The sequence below is a fragment of the Pseudarthrobacter sp. As-47 genome, assembly GCF_058215595.1.
Window position 1 is genome coordinate 2,805,268 of sequence record NZ_CM177088.1, and the last position, 14,937, is coordinate 2,820,204.

Below are 14,937 nucleotides of genomic sequence, written 5' to 3' on the forward strand. Positions count from 1 at the left end.
ATGACCGCAGCAGCCGCCGTCCGGGATGACTCCGGAATGCCCCTTCCCCATTGGCCCGCGCCCTTCGCGTCCCGGCCCGTCGATGCCACCGTCACCGTGCCCGGATCGAAGTCCCTGACCAACAGGTACCTCGTTCTTGCCGCCTTGGCCGACGGGCCGTCCCGCCTGCGGGCTCCCCTCCATTCGAGGGACTCAGCACTCATGATCGAGGCACTCCGCCAGTTGGGTGCCACCATCACGGAGGTTCCCGGGGACGGTGCCTTTGGGCCCGACCTGGAAGTGGTTCCGCTGGACCCGGATGCCGCGTCACCCCTGACAAGGATCGATTGCGGGCTCGCGGGTACGGTCATGCGGTTCGTTCCACCCCTTGCCGCCCTGCGGAACGGCGGAAGCGTGTTCGACGGCGACCCCCATGCCCGCAAACGGCCGATGGGAACGATCATCGAGGCGCTCACTGCGCTGGGGGTGGCCGTATCGGCGGAAGGGGGCGGGACGCCGTCGTCACTGCCGTTCGTTGTGGAGGGCACGGGCGAGGTCCGCGGCGGCCACCTGGTCATCGATGCCAGCGCGTCCTCCCAGTTCGTTTCGGCGCTGCTCCTGGTGGGCGCAAGGTTTACCGAGGGCCTGCACCTCGAGCACGTGGGCAAGCCGGTGCCGAGCCTCGACCACGTCAACATGACCGTGGCGGTCCTTCGCGGCGCCGGGGTTGCCGTTGATGACTCGGTGCCCAACCACTGGGTGGTCAGCCCCGGCCCCATCCGCGCCTTCGACCAGCGGATCGAGCAGGACCTGTCCAACGCCGGCCCCTTCCTCGCCGCCGCGCTGGCCTCCCGCGGAACGGTGCGGATCCCCGGCTGGCCGGACGAAACGCAGCAGGTCGGTGACCTCTGGCGCAGCATCCTGGCCACGATGGGTGCGGAGGTAACGCTGGACGAGGGCGTCCTCACGGTCACGGGCGGACCCCACATCAAGGGCGGAGACTTCGCCGACACCAGCGAACTCGCCCCCACCGTGGCCGCCCTGTGTGCGTTGGCCACCGGCCCCTCCCGGCTCACCGGCATCGCGCACCTGCGGGGCCACGAGACGGACCGGCTCGCCGCCCTCGTCACCGAGATCAACCGCCTTGGCGGTGACGCAGAGGAAACCAGCGACGGCCTGGTGATCCGCCCCGCACAGCTGCACGCCGGCGTCGTCCACAGCTATGCGGACCACCGCATGGCCACTGCGGGCGCCATCCTTGGCCTCGCCGTGGAGGGCGTCCAGGTGGAGGACATCGGCACTACCTCCAAGACCATGCCGGATTTCCCCCGGCTGTGGGCAGACATGCTGGCGCAGAATGGCCCCGCCGAACCGGCGTCGGAAGGTTCCAGCGGTGGCGCGGAGCACTGATTCCTGGGATGAATCGGACGTCCGGATCCGTCCCAGCAAGAAGGGCTCCCGGCCCCGCACCAAGGACAGGCCCAGCCACGATGATGCCGTCACGGGGCGCATCATCACTGTTGACCGGGGCCGGTACACCGCAGTTGTGGGAGAGGACTCGGGGAACGAGAGGGTAGTCATTGCCGCCCGGGCCAGGGAACTCCGCCGGAACCCGGTGGTCGCAGGAGACTTTGTCTCGCTGGTCGGGGACGTCTCCGGGGAGCCGGACACCCTGGCCCGGCTGGTGAAGATCCAGGACCGCAAGACCCTCCTGCGGCGCAGCGCCGACGACACGGATCCCGTGGAACGGGCAGTGGTGGCCAACGCCGACCAGCTGGTGATCGTGGTGGCAGCCGCCAACCCCGAGCCGCGGACCGGCTTCATCGACCGTGCCCTGGTGGCCGCCTATGACGCAGGCATCGAGCCGATCCTGCTGGTCACCAAGGCGGACGTCAAGGATCCCGCGGAACTGCTGTCCAACTACACCCACCTGGACTTTCCCGTGATCATCAGCCGGACAGCCGATTCCGCCGCCTCGGGCATTGACGCCCGTTCCGACGACGGCCTGTCCGCACGGCTGGACAGCTCGGCCGTCGCCGAGATGCGGGGCCACCTGGACGGCAAGGTCACCGTGATGCTGGGGCACTCAGGCGTTGGAAAGTCAACGATGGTCAATGCGCTGACCGGTGCGGAACGGGCCACCGGCGGAGTGAACGCCGTCACGGGCCGCGGCCGGCACACGTCGTCGTCGGCCCTTGCCCTGAAGCTGGCGGATGCGCCGTCCGGAAGCTGGATCATCGACACCCCCGGCATCCGCTCGTTCGGCCTGGCGCACGTGGACCCGGACCGCATCCTCCGCTCCTTCCCGGACCTCTCCCCCGGCATTGACGACTGTGAGCGCGGGTGCAAGCACACCGCCACCGCGGTGAACTGCGGGCTGGACGCATGGGTGGGCGGGGGACATGCCGGCCCCACCGGAGCAGCACGGCTGGGCTCCCTGCGGCGCCTCCTCGGCACGGACCCGCGAATGGAAGCCCAGGAGGCAAAGGAACTGGGCAGCGTGACCTGACGGGCCCGCTTCCCGCCAGAACGGCGCGCAGACGGTAGTTTGGAACCATGATCCAACCCGCTTCGAGCTACAACGATGACCTGCGCCTGGCCCACGTCCTGGCCGATTCCGTGGATGACCAGACCATGAGCCGCTTCAAGGCCCAGGACCTCCACATTGAGACCAAGCCGGACCTGACGCCCGTCACCGATGCGGACAAGGCAGCCGAGGAAGCCATCCGCGGCCAGCTCTCCCGCTCCCGTCCACGCGATGCCGTACTCGGCGAGGAGTTTGGCAGCACAGGCCACGGCTCGCGGCGGTGGATTATCGACCCCATTGACGGCACCAAGAACTTCGTCCGGGGCGTTCCGGTCTGGGCCACCCTGATCGCGCTGGTGGATGAGGGCGAGCCGGTGGTGGGCGTGGTCAGCGCTCCCGCCCTGGGCAAGCGCTGGTGGGCCGCCAAGGGCATGGGAGCCTACATGGGGCGTTCACTTGCCGCTGCCACCCGCCTCCGGGTATCCAATGTGTCCAATCTGTCCGATGCTTCCCTTTCCTATTCGAGCCTTGGCGGCTGGAAGGAGCGCGGAAACCTCAATGAATTCCTGGGCCTTACCGAGGACGTGTGGCGGACCCGGGCGTTCGGTGACTTCTGGTCCTACTGCATGGTGGCCGAAGGTTCGGTGGACATCGCCTGCGAGCCTGAACTGAACCTCTACGACATGGCCGCACTGGTGCCCATCGTGGTGGAGGCGGGTGGCCGCTTCACCTCGCTGGAGGGCGAGGACGGTCCGTTCGGCGGCAACGCCCTGGCCACGAATTCCATCCTGCACTCAGAGGTGCTGCGCCGGCTGAACCCGAACCTGGACGACCTCCTCTAGTCCCGGCAGGACGAATATTCGACGGCGGGCACCCCCGAAAGGAGGCGTCCGCCGTCGTGATCTTCGGCGCAGGCGGCCCTTTTCAACCGCGCGTAACAAACCCCTTAACATTTCCGCGGGCTTTTAACCTTCACTGCGCATGTTCTACGCTCTTAACCAGGTCACGAGTGCCAGCGCAAAACCCCGGTTTGCTGGCCGGCAACCCTCCATTCGCGGTGGGGTGCCCCGGGTGACGACCAGGCCGGTCCGGAAGGGATGCGGCAAGCGCGGATTCCTGCACGGAGTCCTGTTCTGAAGTGAGGTCTCTGTGACAACTGCCACCGTCTCCCCCGAAGCAGTCTCGCCCCAAGCCACCGTCCAGCGTCAGGCAGCCGCCCTGCCGGGATCGCCGGCGTTTTCCGACCAGCGCCGCGCCGCCGCCGGCCGTCCGCTCGCAGCAGTCAGCGGCGCCGAGATCCAGGCCCCGCTGATCCATGGCGGCCACGCCCGGTACGCCAACCTGGACTATGGCGCATCCGCCCCCGCCCTCTCCGTGGTGTCGGCTTACCTCAACGAGATCCTGCCCTTCTACGCCAGCGTCCACCGCGGTGCGGGCTATGCCTCCCAGATCAGCACCTCGGTCTATGAGAATGCCCGCGCCATCGTCCGCGACTTCGTAGGCGGGCGCCCGGACGATTCGGTGATTTTTACCCGGAACACCACTGACTCCCTCAACCTGCTGGCGGGCTGCCTGCCCGTCACCGACGGGCGGCCCGACGGCGACGTCCTGTACCTCGACATTGAGCACCACGCCAACCTCCTTCCGTGGCAGGGTGTCCCCCACCGCAGCATCGTGGCAGAGGACACCATTGCGGCTACCATTGACGCGGTCCGCGCGGAACTGCAGCAGGGCGGCGTCAGCCTGCTCGCCGTGACCGGGGCTTCCAACGTCACGGGCGAAATCCTTCCCATCCGCGCCCTCGCCGCGCTGGCGCACGAGCACGGCGCACGGATCGCAGTGGACGCGGCCCAGCTGGCGCCGCACCGGCGGGTCGACATCACTGCGGACGACGTCGACTACCTCGCCTTCTCGGGCCACAAGCTCTACGCACCTTTTGGTGCCGGCGTGCTGGTGGGCCGGCCGGACTGGCTCGACGCCGGAACACCGCACCTTGCGGGCGGCGGCGCCGTCAAGGAAGCCAGGCTCGACGGCGTCAGCTGGGCAACCGGGCCGGCCCGCCACGAGGGCGGATCGCCGAACGTGCTGGGTGCGGCGACCCTGGCCCGCGCCACGCAGGTCATCGCGGAACTGGACCAGGACCGCTGGCATGCCCATGAAGCAGCCATCCGCTCCTTCCTGGTGGAAGGCCTGCAGGAGATCGACGGCGTCACCGTCCACCAGATCTTCAAGGACACCAACCCGGACACCGACACCATCGGCGTGGTCAACTTCTCCGTGGAAGGCTACGACGCCGGCCTGGTGGCCGCCTACCTCTCGGCAGAACATGGAGTGGGCCTGCGCGACGGCCGCTTCTGCGCGCACCCGCTGCTGAAGCGGCTGGGCCTTCCCTCCGGTTCCCTGCGGGCCAGCTTCGGCGTCGGCTCAAGGCTGGAGGATGCCGAACGTCTGCTGGCAGGCATCCGGGACCTTCGGACCAAGGGACTTGGCTGGGACTATGTGGTGGACGCCGGCCGCTGGGTTCCCGCCAATGACAACCGCACGTACCCCCACTGGGCGCCCAACACCCCGGGAACGGCCGGCGCCGCGCCCTGCATCGACGACTGACCTGCGGCTGGCCTGCCGGCCGGCGCCCTGCCGTTGCGGCTGATGCGGTAAATTCGGAGGACACCAAAGGAACCGGATGAAGGAGGCCGCGCGTGGCACGGGGTGGCCCACGGCTGGATCACGGCCGGCGCCGGGAGCTCGGCCAGAGCTTCCAGGACGGCGGCAGGCACTACCAACAGGTGCGGCCCGGCTACCCTGCAGAATCAGCGCGCTGGCTGGTGCCTTCAGGAGGACGCGATGCGCTCGACGTGGGCGCCGGCACCGGGAAGTTCACTGAACTGCTGCTGGACCTGGGACTCTCCGTCGCGGCCGTGGACCCGTCAGCGGACATGCTCGCGCAGCTGGCTGAGCACGTCCCCGCCGCCACGGCTGTCCTTGGAACCGCAGAGGCGACCGGCCTGCCCGACGCGGCTTTCGACGTCGTCACCGTGGCGCAGGCCTGGCACTGGTGCGATGCCCTGAGGGCCAGTACGGAACTTGCCCGCGTCCTCCGTCCCCACGGAACGCTGGGACTCGTCTGGAACCAGCTGGACACATCCGTCCCCTGGGTCCACCGGCTCTCCAGGATCATGCATGCCGGGGACGTCTACAAACCCGGCCACCGCCCGCTCATAGGGCCCGAGTTCGGTGCGCTGGAGGACCACCTCACGCACTGGCAGGACTCCGTGACCACCGCAGACCTGATGGAACTGACAAAATCGCGGAGCTATTACCTCCGCGCCGGAGAGGCCACCCGGGCAAAAGTCCTGGCCAATTTGGACTGGTACCTTCACGAGCACCTGGGCCACGGACCGGACGAGGAACTGGAACTTCCATACCTGACGCTCGCATGGCGGGCGGTCCGGGCTTGAGCGCACGCCAGTCCACGTGCGGCCAGGGGCAGCCGGTAAGCTGGATCCTGTGAAGACCAGCGCTCCCTCCTCCTCCATCGAGGACTACGTCAAGGTCATCTACTCCTTCACTGAGTGGCAGGACAAACCCATCACCTCCTCCCAGCTGGCACAACGCCTGGGGGTGGCCAATTCCTCCGTTTCAGAGATGGTCCGGAAGCTGAAGGACCAGGGCCTGGTGGACCACAAACCGTACAGTGCCATCAGGCTCACGGAGTCCGGCCTGCAACTTGCGCTCGCCATGGTGCGGCGCCACCGACTGATCGAGACCTACCTCGTCCAGCAGCTGGGGTACAGCTGGGACGAGGTCCACGACGAAGCCGAACTTCTGGAGCACGCTGTCTCGGACACGTTCATAGAACGCGTGGCGGCGAAGCTGGGCAACCCGCAGCGGGATCCGCACGGCGATCCGATTCCCACGGCGGACGGCCAGGTCTTTATGCCCCGCGCGCACCTCATGGGAGAGCTGGACCAGGGCCACACGGGCCGCATCACCCGGATCAGCGACGACAATCCGGACCTGCTCCGCTACCTTGCGGCCGAGGAGATAGACCTCGACGCCGAAGTGGAGGTGGTGGGCCGCAGGCCGTTCGGAGGCGCGCTGGTGGTGCGTGTCCGGGACTCAGGCCGTACGCGCGACTACGACCTCGCCGATGAGATCACGTCGGCGCTGTGGGTGCACAGCGACCGACCCCATCCGGGCTGCCTTCTGGGGGACGCCGAATCTCCCGTAACCTTGCCCGGGGCATGAGCGGGCCGAAGACATCGTGGATGCCCAGGGCAGGCACCTGGCTGGCCGTTGCCGCAGGGGGCCTGGCGGGGACAGAACTCCGGTACGTCCTGGGGCTGGTCTTTCCGGAACTCCCAGGATCCATTCCCTGGACCACCCTTAGCATCAATGTGGCGGGCAGCTTTATCCTGGCCGCCCTGACCACCGTCTGGATGGCCCGCCCGCGCACGCCCTTCTGGTTGCGGGCTGGGCTGGGGCCAGGTCTCCTGGGATCCTTCACCACGTTCTCCGCCGTGGTCTTTTCCCTGGACCAGCTGGTGCGGGAGGGGGAGCACGGAGTGTGGACTGCGTACCTCGGCCTGTCCGTGGTGCTGGGGCTGGCTGCGGCGGGCCTTGGATGGCGGACCGGAAAGCTTGTTGGCCGCCCGTCCGGGAGCCGTCAGTGATCGCCGCGGCGCTGGTGGGGATTTTCGGGGTGGCAGGCGCCCTCCTCCGCTTCGGCATTGACAGCTGGTTCGCCCATCACAGCTCCCGGCAGACTGTGCGTGCAGGCAACCATGGGGCCGGGACCCCCGTGAGGCTGCACTGGCCCTGGGCCACATTGCTGGTGAACGTGGCGGGGTGCTTCATAATCGGCGCTGCGCACGGTCTCACTGTGGGACTGGGACTGGGTGCGGAGTGGCAGGCGGCGCTGGCGACAGGCCTGGCCGGCGGGCTCACCACCTTCAGTTCCTGGACCACGGCCACGGTGCGGCTGCTGAGCGAGGAGCGCCTCGGGTCGGCTGCGGTGAACGTTGCCGCCAACCTGGTCCTGGGCCTGGCTGCGGCCGCGGCGGGGATCGCCCTGGTGTCTGCGGTATAGAAGGCGCGGCCCCGGGGGCCTTGATTTGGTGGGCTCCCGTATCGTGGATGGTGATGATTAGCAGACGCGACGCGGCCATTGCCCTTGACGTACCGATGGAGATGGCACAGCGCCACGGCCTTCCAAAATGGCTGACCGAGGCCCAGCTGGGCGAGATCCTGGACAACCCTCCGCCCTGGCTGGTCCAGTCCCGTGCCAACCGCACGGGCAAGCGCCCGGTCTGGGTCCACCTCGAATGCGCGGTCTGCGGCTACGAGGAGGCGGCCCGCCCCAAGAAGTGGTGGCCCGACTTCACCTATGTGATTTGCGGCCATCACCGGCCGGACGAGGTGCCGGCGGTCCGCACGGGGTTCGTCCGGAGCGAATTTGACGGCGTGGGGACACGTTTTGTGGGCATCGCGGACGTGCCTGTTCCGGACTGATTCCATGCCATTCCAGGCCATTACATTCGGGACTGAATAGGCGTAACTTACGAAGAGGGACGCAGCCCGTCCCCTGCTGTAAGGAGCACGCCATGCCGGACAAAACACCGCACCAGAACCTGGCAAAGAAGCCGGTCAAGACCATCAAGGAAAAACGCGCCGAGAAGAAGGCCAAGCACCCTGAGGCTGCCCAGGACCCCGTGGCGCATTTGAAGAAGCGCCGGTAGGCCTACTGCCCGTCTGCCTGCATTTCTTCCGGGACGGCGACGAGGTCTTCTGCCCTGCCGTGCCGCAGCACCCTGATCGGCAGTGGCTGTCCGATCGCATCGGCGAACAGCAGCTTCTGCAGGCTCTCGGCGGTGCTGACGGCGCGGCTTCCGGCTGTGAGGATGATGTCACCGGCTTCCAGGCCCGCGCGGTTTGCGGGTGATCCGGCCAGGACCTCCACCACCCTGAGCCCGTCCCGCTGGCCCGTCCTGATCACTGCGCTGGCGTTCAGCCTGATCGGCGTGCTGACCACACCCAGGTGTGCCCTCCTGACCCGCCCATCGTTCAGCAGGGCCGCGATGATGCGCCATGTTGTCGTATTGATGGGAACAGCGAGTCCCAGACCGGCGCCTGCCACGGCGGTGTTGATGCCCACGATCCTGCCATGCGCGTCCGCCAGCGCGCCGCCGGAGCTGCCTGGGTTGAGGGCGGCGTCGGTCTGGATGACGTCCTCGATCACCCTCCGGTTGCCACCGGCCCAGACCGGGATGGAACGGCCCAGGCCGCTGACGACTCCGGCCGTGACCGACCCCGCCAGCCCGAGCGGATTCCCGACTGCGATCACCAGTTGTCCCACACGCAAGGTCTCGGCGTCGCCGAAGCGGGCGGGGGCCATCCTTGGTGCCTTGCCGCGGACCACAGCGAGATCCGACAACGGATCCACGCCCACGAGCTCGAGATCGGTCCGGCTGCCGTCGGCAAATGCGGCGTGCCCCTTGTTGGTACCGGCCACCACGTGGGAATTCGTCAGCAGGTAGCCGTCCTCGGTAAAGAGGACCGCAGAACCTGCCCCCACGCGGAACCTGCCGTTCCGGCGGGTGCTGGTCATTTCTATGGCCGCGACGTGCGGCGTAACGGTCTCAGCCACCCGCATGACCGTCTCCGAATAGGAGTCCAGCGCGCCGTCGTCGTACTCTTCGGGACTGGGCTCACGCATCTGGTTCATGGGGCACCTCCTGGCTGCTCCGCCGCTGGTTCCGGCCACTTCCGGCCCGGCCTGGGCCGCGACGCCGGATCTTATAGAGGACAACCCATGGATGCCGGCCGCTAGTCCCAGGCCCCGCTACGCCGTCGGTGAACAGGCAGGCCGCGCTTAAACACCGAAAGACCCGGACGCAATGTCCGGGTCTTTCAGTCTGCCTTGCGGCATTTTCAAAATGTGGAGATGGGGGGAATTGAACCCCCGTCCGATGTCGTGTTGTCAGGGCTTCTCCGGGCGCAGTTTGCGTCGGATTTTCTCGGCCCCAGCCATGCTGCAAACAGCTGGCTGATCCGGGCCCAGTCATCTAAGAGTCCCGTTCACCCCGATGACGGAGGTGGACAGCAGTGGCTATCTAAATGACGCCAGGATCCGGGGCGATAGCAACCTCGGGCTGACGGACTGTCTTACTGCTTAGGCAGCAAGAGCGAAGTCAGTGCGCTTAGATTCGGCACTTATTGGTTTGCAGACAGCGTTTACGAGATAATTCTGCATCCTCGGCCCGCTTCACCTGTCGCGACTAACATCGTCGAAACCGATCATCCCCATATTCTTTTATCAAACCGGCAGGCTGGCCCACCGGACTATTCATCATAACGCACGCCCGGGCCAAAACATTCCTAGCGGCGACGGTTGCGCTCCCGCATCTCACGCTGCGCCTCGCGGTTGTCCTGCTGTTCGCGCAGGGTCTGCCGCTTGTCGTACTCGCGCTTGCCGCGGGCCACACCGATTTCCACCTTTGCGCGGCCGTCCACAAAGTAGAGCTGCAGCGGGACGATGGTGTAGCCCGACTCGCGCACCTTGTGGGAGATCTTGATGAGTTCCTCACGGTGGAGCAGGAGCTTCCTGCGCCGGCGGGCCGCGTGGTTGGTCCAGCTTCCCTGGTTGTATTCAGGGATGTGGATGGCTTCCATCCACAGCTCGTCGTTATAGAAGGTGCAAAAGCCGTCCACCATGGAGGCGTGGCCCTCGCGCAGGGATTTCACTTCGGTGCCCATGAGCGCGATTCCAGCCTCGTAGGTATCCAGCACGTGGTAGTCGTGCCGGGCCTTGCGGTTGGTGGCCACCACTTTACGGCCACTTTCTTTAGGCAAGGGAAAGCTCCTCAGGTCAGTTCGGTTGTCCCCCGGGCCAACCGGCGCGGAGTCATACCAGTGTACGGCAGGGTGCAGACGGTGCTACAGCAGCCTCATCGGGTCCACCGGGCTGCCGTTCAGCCAGGTTTCGAAGTGGGCGTGGCAGCCGGTGGAGTTGCCCGTGTTGCCGGAGTAGGCGATCAGCTGTCCCTGCGATACCCGCTGGCCGTTGGAGACCACGATGCTGGCGTTGTGGTAGTAGATGGTGTTCAGGGTATTGCCTTCGATGAGGCCGTGGGAGATCTTCACCCGCCAGCCGCCTCCGTCACCAGAGTTCCAGCCGGAGCTGAAGACTTCCCCTGCTGCCGCCGCATAGACGGGTGTGCCACACGCCGCGCCAAAGTCCAGCCCGGTGTGCATGTACCCGCCCTGGCCGTAGAAGTCGATGGTCCCCGGAGGGGTGGCCCGCCATCCGAAGCCGGACGTGATGGGAACGCTGCCGTCAAAAGGATGTCGGAGGCCAAATGCCGACGGCGACCCGACCGGCGGCATGAACGACTGTGCCGGGGGCGCTGGCGGCGGCGGCTGGTTCCTCGCTGCGGCCTCGGCTGCGGCAGCTGCCGCCGCGGCCGCCGCCGCTGCTTCAGCCTTCCTGCGCTGCTCTGCTTCCCAGGCTTCCCGCAGCCTGCGGTCGCGCTCCTGGATCTCGGCTGCCACCGCATTCTGGCTCGCCTGGACGCCGGCCAGCTGGGACTGGATGCCAGGCTTGGCAGCCTGCAGCTCCGCGTCCAGGCGGGTGGTGTCCGCGATCAGTTTGTCGACCTGTTCCTTCTTGGCGGCCGCTTCATCGCGGGCGGCTTTTTCCCGCTCCAGGGCTGCATCCGCCTTGGCTTTCAGGTCCTTGATCTCTGCCTCGACCGCCTGGAGGCGCGCTTCAGAGTTCACGTTGGTGGCGCTCTGCTGCGACAGTTTGTCCATGGCAGCGTTCTGGCTCCGCATGGCCTGGTCTGCCAGGTCCATCGTTTCGGTCAGACTGCCGCCGTTGTTGGACCCAAAGAAGAGGGACAGGTTGGAGGGGACGCCGCCGGACTTGTAGGCCTGCGTGGCAATCTGGCCGATCAGCTTTTTGGTGTCGGCGATCTTCTGCTTGTCAGACTCGAGCTGCTGCGTAATTTTGGCCTTGTTCTGCTGTGCCATGTCCACGCGGGCGGAGAGCGCCTCGACCTCCTTGACGGCGCCGGCCACGCGGCCCTGCGCTTCAAGGAGCGCCTGCTGTGCGCCGGGAAGTTGGCCCTGGTAAATCACGAGGTCGCCGGCCGCCTTGGCGATGCGCGAATCGACGAATTCCAGGGATTGCTGGACCCGTGAGGCCTCGGCTTCAAGCGCCTTCTGCCGGTCTTCGAGCTCGTCCGCGAAGGCCGCCGGGCTTGAGGATGCCAGACCGGCGGCGAGGACAACAGCCAGCACACCGCTGAGGACGCTGGTGCGTGGCGCCGCACTGCGCGCGCCGTTTCGCCGGGTGCGGGGAGTGTTTTTGTCCGGTGCATTCATGGGCATTCCTTGTTTGGTTTGCATACCTAGACGCGAAGGTATCTGCGCAAGGTCAAGAGAGACGAAATTCCAGCCAAGGATGCACCAAGGATTAGCAGTGCGGGAACCAGGATCAGCGTCTGGCCGGAGGATATGAAGGCAGTGTCCGGATACTGCTGGGACATGAATTCGCCGAGGAAGAAGTGTGCCACGGCCCAAAGCGTTGCCGACGCGAGGGCGGCACCGATCACCGCGGCGATGACGCCCTCGAGGATAAACGGCAGCTGGATCACTGTCTTGGACGCACCCACCAGCCTCATGATTCCCGTTTCGCGGCGGCGGCTGAAGGCAGAGAGCCTGATCGTTGTGGCGATCAGCAGGATTGCACAGACGATCATGACGCCGGCGATGCTGACTGCCACCAGGGAAGCTCCGTTCATCACCGAGAACAGGCGCTCAAGCAGCTGGCGCTGGTCGATGACCGTCTCAACCCCGGGCTGGGAGGAAAAGGTCTCACTGATGATCTGGTACTTTTCCGGATCCTTCATGTTGATCCGGAAGGACGCCGGCAGCTGGTCGGGGGTCACCGAGTCCACGATGGGCGAATTGGAGAACTGGTCTTTGAAGTGGTTGTATGCCTCCTCCTTGGACTCGAACTGGAAGTCGTTGACGTACTGCGCCACGGCGGGAGACTCCAGCAGTGAGTTGAGGCTGGCCTGCTGTTCGGCGGTGACCGGCCCGCTGGCGCAACCTGCCGCCGTCGAGCCTTCACTGCACAGGAAGATGGCCACCTGGACTTTGTCGTACCAGTAGCCCTTCATCTGGTTGATCTGCATCTGCAGCATGCCGGCTGCACCCACGAAGGTGAGCGAGACGAACGTGACCAGGATGACCGAGACCACCATGGACAGGTTGCGGCGGAGCCCGCTTCCAATCTCACCGAGGATAAACGCGAGCCTCATCGCTGCCCCTCGCCTTCGCCGGGAAGCCCGGTTTCGGTGGCGTCCCGCCCGCTGGCGTCCTTGAGCCTGCGCGACTGGCCTACAACCGGAATCATTGAGGTGTAAAGCGCCCTGGCCTCATCACGGATGACGACGCCGTTCTTGAGTTCCACCACGCGTTTCCGCATTTCATTGACGATGTCGTCGTCGTGGGTTGCCATGACGACGGTGGTTCCGTTTTGGTTGATCTTGTCCAGGACGCCCATGATGCCCATCGAGGTGGTGGGGTCGAGGTTTCCGGTGGGCTCGTCGGCGAGCAGGATCCCTGGACGGTTGACGACGGCGCGGGCAATTGCCACGCGCTGCTGCTCACCGCCGGAGAGTTCGTGCGGCATGCGGTGTTCCTTGCCCTCGAGGCCCACAGTTTTCAGGACCTCGGGGACGGTATCGCGGATGACGCTGCGGCTCTTGCCGATGACCTGCATGGCGAATGCGACGTTTGCGAAGACGTTCTTCTGGGGCAGGAGCCGGAAGTCCTGGAAGACGACGCCGATTCCGCGGCGGAGCCTGGGCACGCGCCAGCTGGAAATTTTGGCGACGTTCTGGCCGGCAACATATACGGCACCTGACGTGGCCCGGTCTTCCTTGAGGACAAGCCTGAGGAAGGTGGATTTGCCGGAGCCGGATGCGCCCACCAGGAAGGCGAATTCGCCGCGGTCAATCTCAAGGTTGACAGAGTCCAGCGCAGGCCGGGCTTTCTGGTCGTAGACCTTGGTGACATTTTCGAATCGGATCATGGCCCTAAGTACCCTGCAGGGCATGGCTGATTCTGATGCAGCCCAGTTCTGCAGCCGGTGCGCGGGTTTCGTGTGGGGGAAGTAGGGCCCCGGCCCCTCGACTATACGCAGGAGTTCCCGCGTATCACACTGGTTTCAGGGGGCGTGTCGCCGGATCCGCAGGCCTGGCCCCGCTGTGGGGCCTATTTTTCGGCGTTGCGGTTATCCGTGCGCCACCGGATGCCTGCGTCGATGAAGTCGTCAATTTCTCCGTCGAATACGGCGGAGGTGTTGCCGACCTCATGCTCTGTCCGAAGGTCCTTCACCATCTGGTACGGGTTGAGGACGTAGGACCGCATCTGGTCCCCCCACGAGGCCTTGACGTCGCCGGCCAGTGCCTTTTTCTCGGCGTCCTCCTGCTCCTTCTTGAGCAGCAGGAGCCTGGACTGCAGCACCCGCATGGCAGCGGCGCGGTTCTGCAACTGCGATTTCTCGTTCTGCATGGAGACGACGGTGCCGGTGGGGATGTGGGTGAGGCGGACGGCAGAATCGGTGGTGTTGACCGACTGGCCGCCGGGGCCTGATGAGCGGAAGACATCGACGCGGATCTCGTTGTCCGGGATTTCGATGGAGTCGGTCTGCTCGATCAGCGGGATGACCTCCACTGCGGCGAAGGACGTCTGGCGCCTTCCCTGGTTGTCGAAGGGGCTGATCCTGACGAGCCGGTGGGTGCCCGCCTCGACGCTGAGGGTGCCGAAGGCGTAGGGCGCCTTTACCTCGAAAGTTGCTGACTTCAGGCCGGCTTCTTCGGCGTAGGAGGTGTCCATGACCGTGGTGGGGTAGCCGTGGCGCTCCGCCCACCGGAGATACATCCGCATCAGCATCTCCGCAAAGTCTGCAGCGTCCACGCCGCCGGCCCCTGCACGGATGGAGACGACAGCTTCGCGCTCGTCGTACTCTCCGGAGAGCAGGGTGACCACTTCGAGTTCCTTCAGGGCCTTTTTGATGGACTCGAGTTCTGCGGCCGCCTCTCCCATGGAATCGGCGTCGTCCTCGTCCTGGCCCAGCTCCACCAGGACTTCGAGGTCATCGATCCGTGAGGCGAGCTTGTTGAGGCGCTCAAGTTCGGACTGCTTGTGCGAAAGTTTTGAGGTGATTTTCTGCGCCGCTGAGGGGTCGTCCCACAGGTCCGGCTCGCCTGCCCGCTCGCTCAGTTCGGCGATGTCTTCCTTGAGCGCGTCTACATCGGAGACCCGCTCAATGGAGTCGTAGGTGGCGCGAAGGGCGCGGATTTCAGCGGAAAAATCAATATTGGCCATGGTTGTTTAAGCCTACGCTATCCGGCACAAGC

Annotated in this window: 16 protein-coding genes, 1 other RNA gene and 1 riboswitch; of the genes, 10 read left to right on the forward strand and 7 right to left on the reverse strand. The window is 65.9% G+C overall.

What is annotated here, in order from left to right; all coding sequences use genetic code 11:
- The 10 genes from aroA to AC4BCK_RS13020 all read left to right on the forward strand — a co-directional run bounded on the left by aroA (window position 1) and on the right by AC4BCK_RS13020 (window position 8,244).
- The gene (gene aroA / locus AC4BCK_RS12975) at window positions 1-1,389 is read left to right on the forward strand and encodes a 3-phosphoshikimate 1-carboxyvinyltransferase (RefSeq protein ID WP_490566010.1); all 1,389 of its coding nucleotides are present in this window, start codon (window positions 1-3) and stop codon (window positions 1,387-1,389) included.
- Window positions 1,373-2,488 carry a ribosome small subunit-dependent GTPase A gene (rsgA, locus tag AC4BCK_RS12980; protein ID WP_174181705.1) on the forward strand — a complete coding sequence of 372 codons (1,116 nt, stop codon included), beginning with the start codon at window positions 1,373-1,375 and terminating at the stop codon, window positions 2,486-2,488. The genes aroA and rsgA overlap by 17 nt, the downstream gene beginning before the upstream one ends.
- Before the next feature lie 47 nt (window positions 2,489-2,535).
- Window positions 2,536-3,348, forward strand: a complete 813-nt coding sequence (gene hisN / locus AC4BCK_RS12985) for a histidinol-phosphatase (protein ID WP_174181707.1) — start codon at window positions 2,536-2,538, stop codon at window positions 3,346-3,348.
- A 159-nt stretch (window positions 3,349-3,507) separates the two neighbouring features.
- A riboswitch (SAM riboswitch) is annotated at window positions 3,508-3,621 on the forward strand.
- Between the two features lie 34 nt (window positions 3,622-3,655).
- A complete protein-coding gene (locus tag AC4BCK_RS12990; protein ID WP_374724814.1) occupies window positions 3,656-5,113 on the forward strand; it encodes an aminotransferase class V-fold PLP-dependent enzyme in 1,458 nt (485 codons plus the stop codon).
- A gap of 92 nt (window positions 5,114-5,205) precedes the next feature.
- A complete protein-coding gene (locus AC4BCK_RS12995; RefSeq protein WP_363955510.1) occupies window positions 5,206-5,964 on the forward strand; it encodes a class I SAM-dependent methyltransferase in 759 nt (252 codons plus the stop codon).
- A 49-nt stretch (window positions 5,965-6,013) separates the two neighbouring features.
- Window positions 6,014-6,754, forward strand: coding sequence for an iron dependent repressor, metal binding and dimerization domain protein (locus AC4BCK_RS13000; protein ID WP_174181711.1), 741 nt, complete (start codon window positions 6,014-6,016; stop codon window positions 6,752-6,754).
- Between the two features lie 20 nt (window positions 6,755-6,774).
- Window positions 6,775-7,179 carry a fluoride efflux transporter FluC gene (locus AC4BCK_RS13005; protein WP_490566011.1) on the forward strand — a complete coding sequence of 135 codons (405 nt, stop codon included), beginning with the start codon at window positions 6,775-6,777 and terminating at the stop codon, window positions 7,177-7,179.
- The gene (locus AC4BCK_RS13010) at window positions 7,176-7,595 is read left to right on the forward strand and encodes a CrcB family protein (RefSeq protein ID WP_174181715.1); all 420 of its coding nucleotides are present in this window, start codon (window positions 7,176-7,178) and stop codon (window positions 7,593-7,595) included. Before AC4BCK_RS13005 ends, AC4BCK_RS13010 begins: the two co-directional genes overlap by 4 nt.
- 53 nt (window positions 7,596-7,648) lie before the next feature.
- Window positions 7,649-8,017 carry a hypothetical protein gene (locus tag AC4BCK_RS13015; protein ID WP_174181717.1) on the forward strand — a complete coding sequence of 123 codons (369 nt, stop codon included), beginning with the start codon at window positions 7,649-7,651 and terminating at the stop codon, window positions 8,015-8,017.
- Window positions 8,018-8,109: 92 nt separating this feature from the next.
- Complete coding sequence (locus tag AC4BCK_RS13020) at window positions 8,110-8,244, forward strand: hypothetical protein (RefSeq protein WP_281359112.1); 135 nt, start codon at window positions 8,110-8,112, stop codon at window positions 8,242-8,244.
- Between the two features lie 2 nt (window positions 8,245-8,246).
- Here the strand turns inward: AC4BCK_RS13020 and AC4BCK_RS13025 are convergent, their stop codons facing one another.
- From AC4BCK_RS13025 to prfB, 7 genes are all read right to left on the reverse strand, one after another.
- Window positions 8,247-9,230 carry a S1C family serine protease gene (locus AC4BCK_RS13025; RefSeq protein WP_490566012.1) on the reverse strand — a complete coding sequence of 328 codons (984 nt, stop codon included), beginning with the start codon at window positions 9,228-9,230 and terminating at the stop codon, window positions 8,247-8,249.
- A 211-nt stretch (window positions 9,231-9,441) separates the two neighbouring features.
- Window positions 9,442-9,810, reverse strand: a transfer-messenger RNA (tmRNA) gene (gene ssrA, locus AC4BCK_RS13030).
- Window positions 9,811-9,883: 73 nt separating this feature from the next.
- Complete coding sequence (gene smpB / locus AC4BCK_RS13035) at window positions 9,884-10,357, reverse strand: SsrA-binding protein SmpB (protein ID WP_050054575.1); 474 nt, start codon at window positions 10,355-10,357, stop codon at window positions 9,884-9,886.
- Between the two features lie 84 nt (window positions 10,358-10,441).
- Complete coding sequence (locus tag AC4BCK_RS13040) at window positions 10,442-11,890, reverse strand: peptidoglycan DD-metalloendopeptidase family protein (RefSeq protein WP_174181721.1); 1,449 nt, start codon at window positions 11,888-11,890, stop codon at window positions 10,442-10,444.
- A gap of 26 nt (window positions 11,891-11,916) precedes the next feature.
- A complete protein-coding gene (ftsX, locus tag AC4BCK_RS13045) occupies window positions 11,917-12,831 on the reverse strand; it encodes a permease-like cell division protein FtsX (RefSeq protein WP_174181723.1) in 915 nt (304 codons plus the stop codon).
- Complete coding sequence (gene ftsE / locus AC4BCK_RS13050; protein ID WP_251421199.1) at window positions 12,828-13,607, reverse strand: cell division ATP-binding protein FtsE; 780 nt, start codon at window positions 13,605-13,607, stop codon at window positions 12,828-12,830. Before ftsE ends, ftsX begins: the two co-directional genes overlap by 4 nt.
- Window positions 13,608-13,789: 182 nt before the next feature.
- The gene (gene prfB / locus AC4BCK_RS13055; protein WP_174181728.1) at window positions 13,790-14,905 is read right to left on the reverse strand and encodes a peptide chain release factor 2; all 1,116 of its coding nucleotides are present in this window, start codon (window positions 14,903-14,905) and stop codon (window positions 13,790-13,792) included.
- Window positions 14,906-14,937: the final 32 nt, after the last annotated feature.

What these genes read in the sequence shown, in the direction of transcription:
- ftsE (WP_251421199.1), bottom strand. Translation starts at nt 13,607, where the DNA reads ATGATCCGATTCGAAAATGTCACCAAGGTCTACGACCAGAAAGCCCGG.
- AC4BCK_RS13005 (WP_490566011.1), top strand. Translation starts at nt 6,775, where the DNA reads ATGCCCAGGGCAGGCACCTGGCTGGCCGTTGCCGCAGGGGGCCTGGCG.
- AC4BCK_RS13020 (WP_281359112.1), top strand. Translation starts at nt 8,110, where the DNA reads ATGCCGGACAAAACACCGCACCAGAACCTGGCAAAGAAGCCGGTCAAG.
- AC4BCK_RS13015 (WP_174181717.1), top strand. Translation starts at nt 7,649, where the DNA reads ATGATTAGCAGACGCGACGCGGCCATTGCCCTTGACGTACCGATGGAG.
- aroA (WP_490566010.1), top strand. Translation starts at nt 1, where the DNA reads ATGACCGCAGCAGCCGCCGTCCGGGATGACTCCGGAATGCCCCTTCCC.
- hisN (WP_174181707.1), top strand. Translation starts at nt 2,536, where the DNA reads ATGATCCAACCCGCTTCGAGCTACAACGATGACCTGCGCCTGGCCCAC.
- prfB (WP_174181728.1), bottom strand. Translation starts at nt 14,905, where the DNA reads ATGGCCAATATTGATTTTTCCGCTGAAATCCGCGCCCTTCGCGCCACC.
- AC4BCK_RS13025 (WP_490566012.1), bottom strand. Translation starts at nt 9,230, where the DNA reads ATGAACCAGATGCGTGAGCCCAGTCCCGAAGAGTACGACGACGGCGCG.
- ftsX (WP_174181723.1), bottom strand. Translation starts at nt 12,831, where the DNA reads ATGAGGCTCGCGTTTATCCTCGGTGAGATTGGAAGCGGGCTCCGCCGC.
- AC4BCK_RS13040 (WP_174181721.1), bottom strand. Translation starts at nt 11,890, where the DNA reads ATGAATGCACCGGACAAAAACACTCCCCGCACCCGGCGAAACGGCGCG.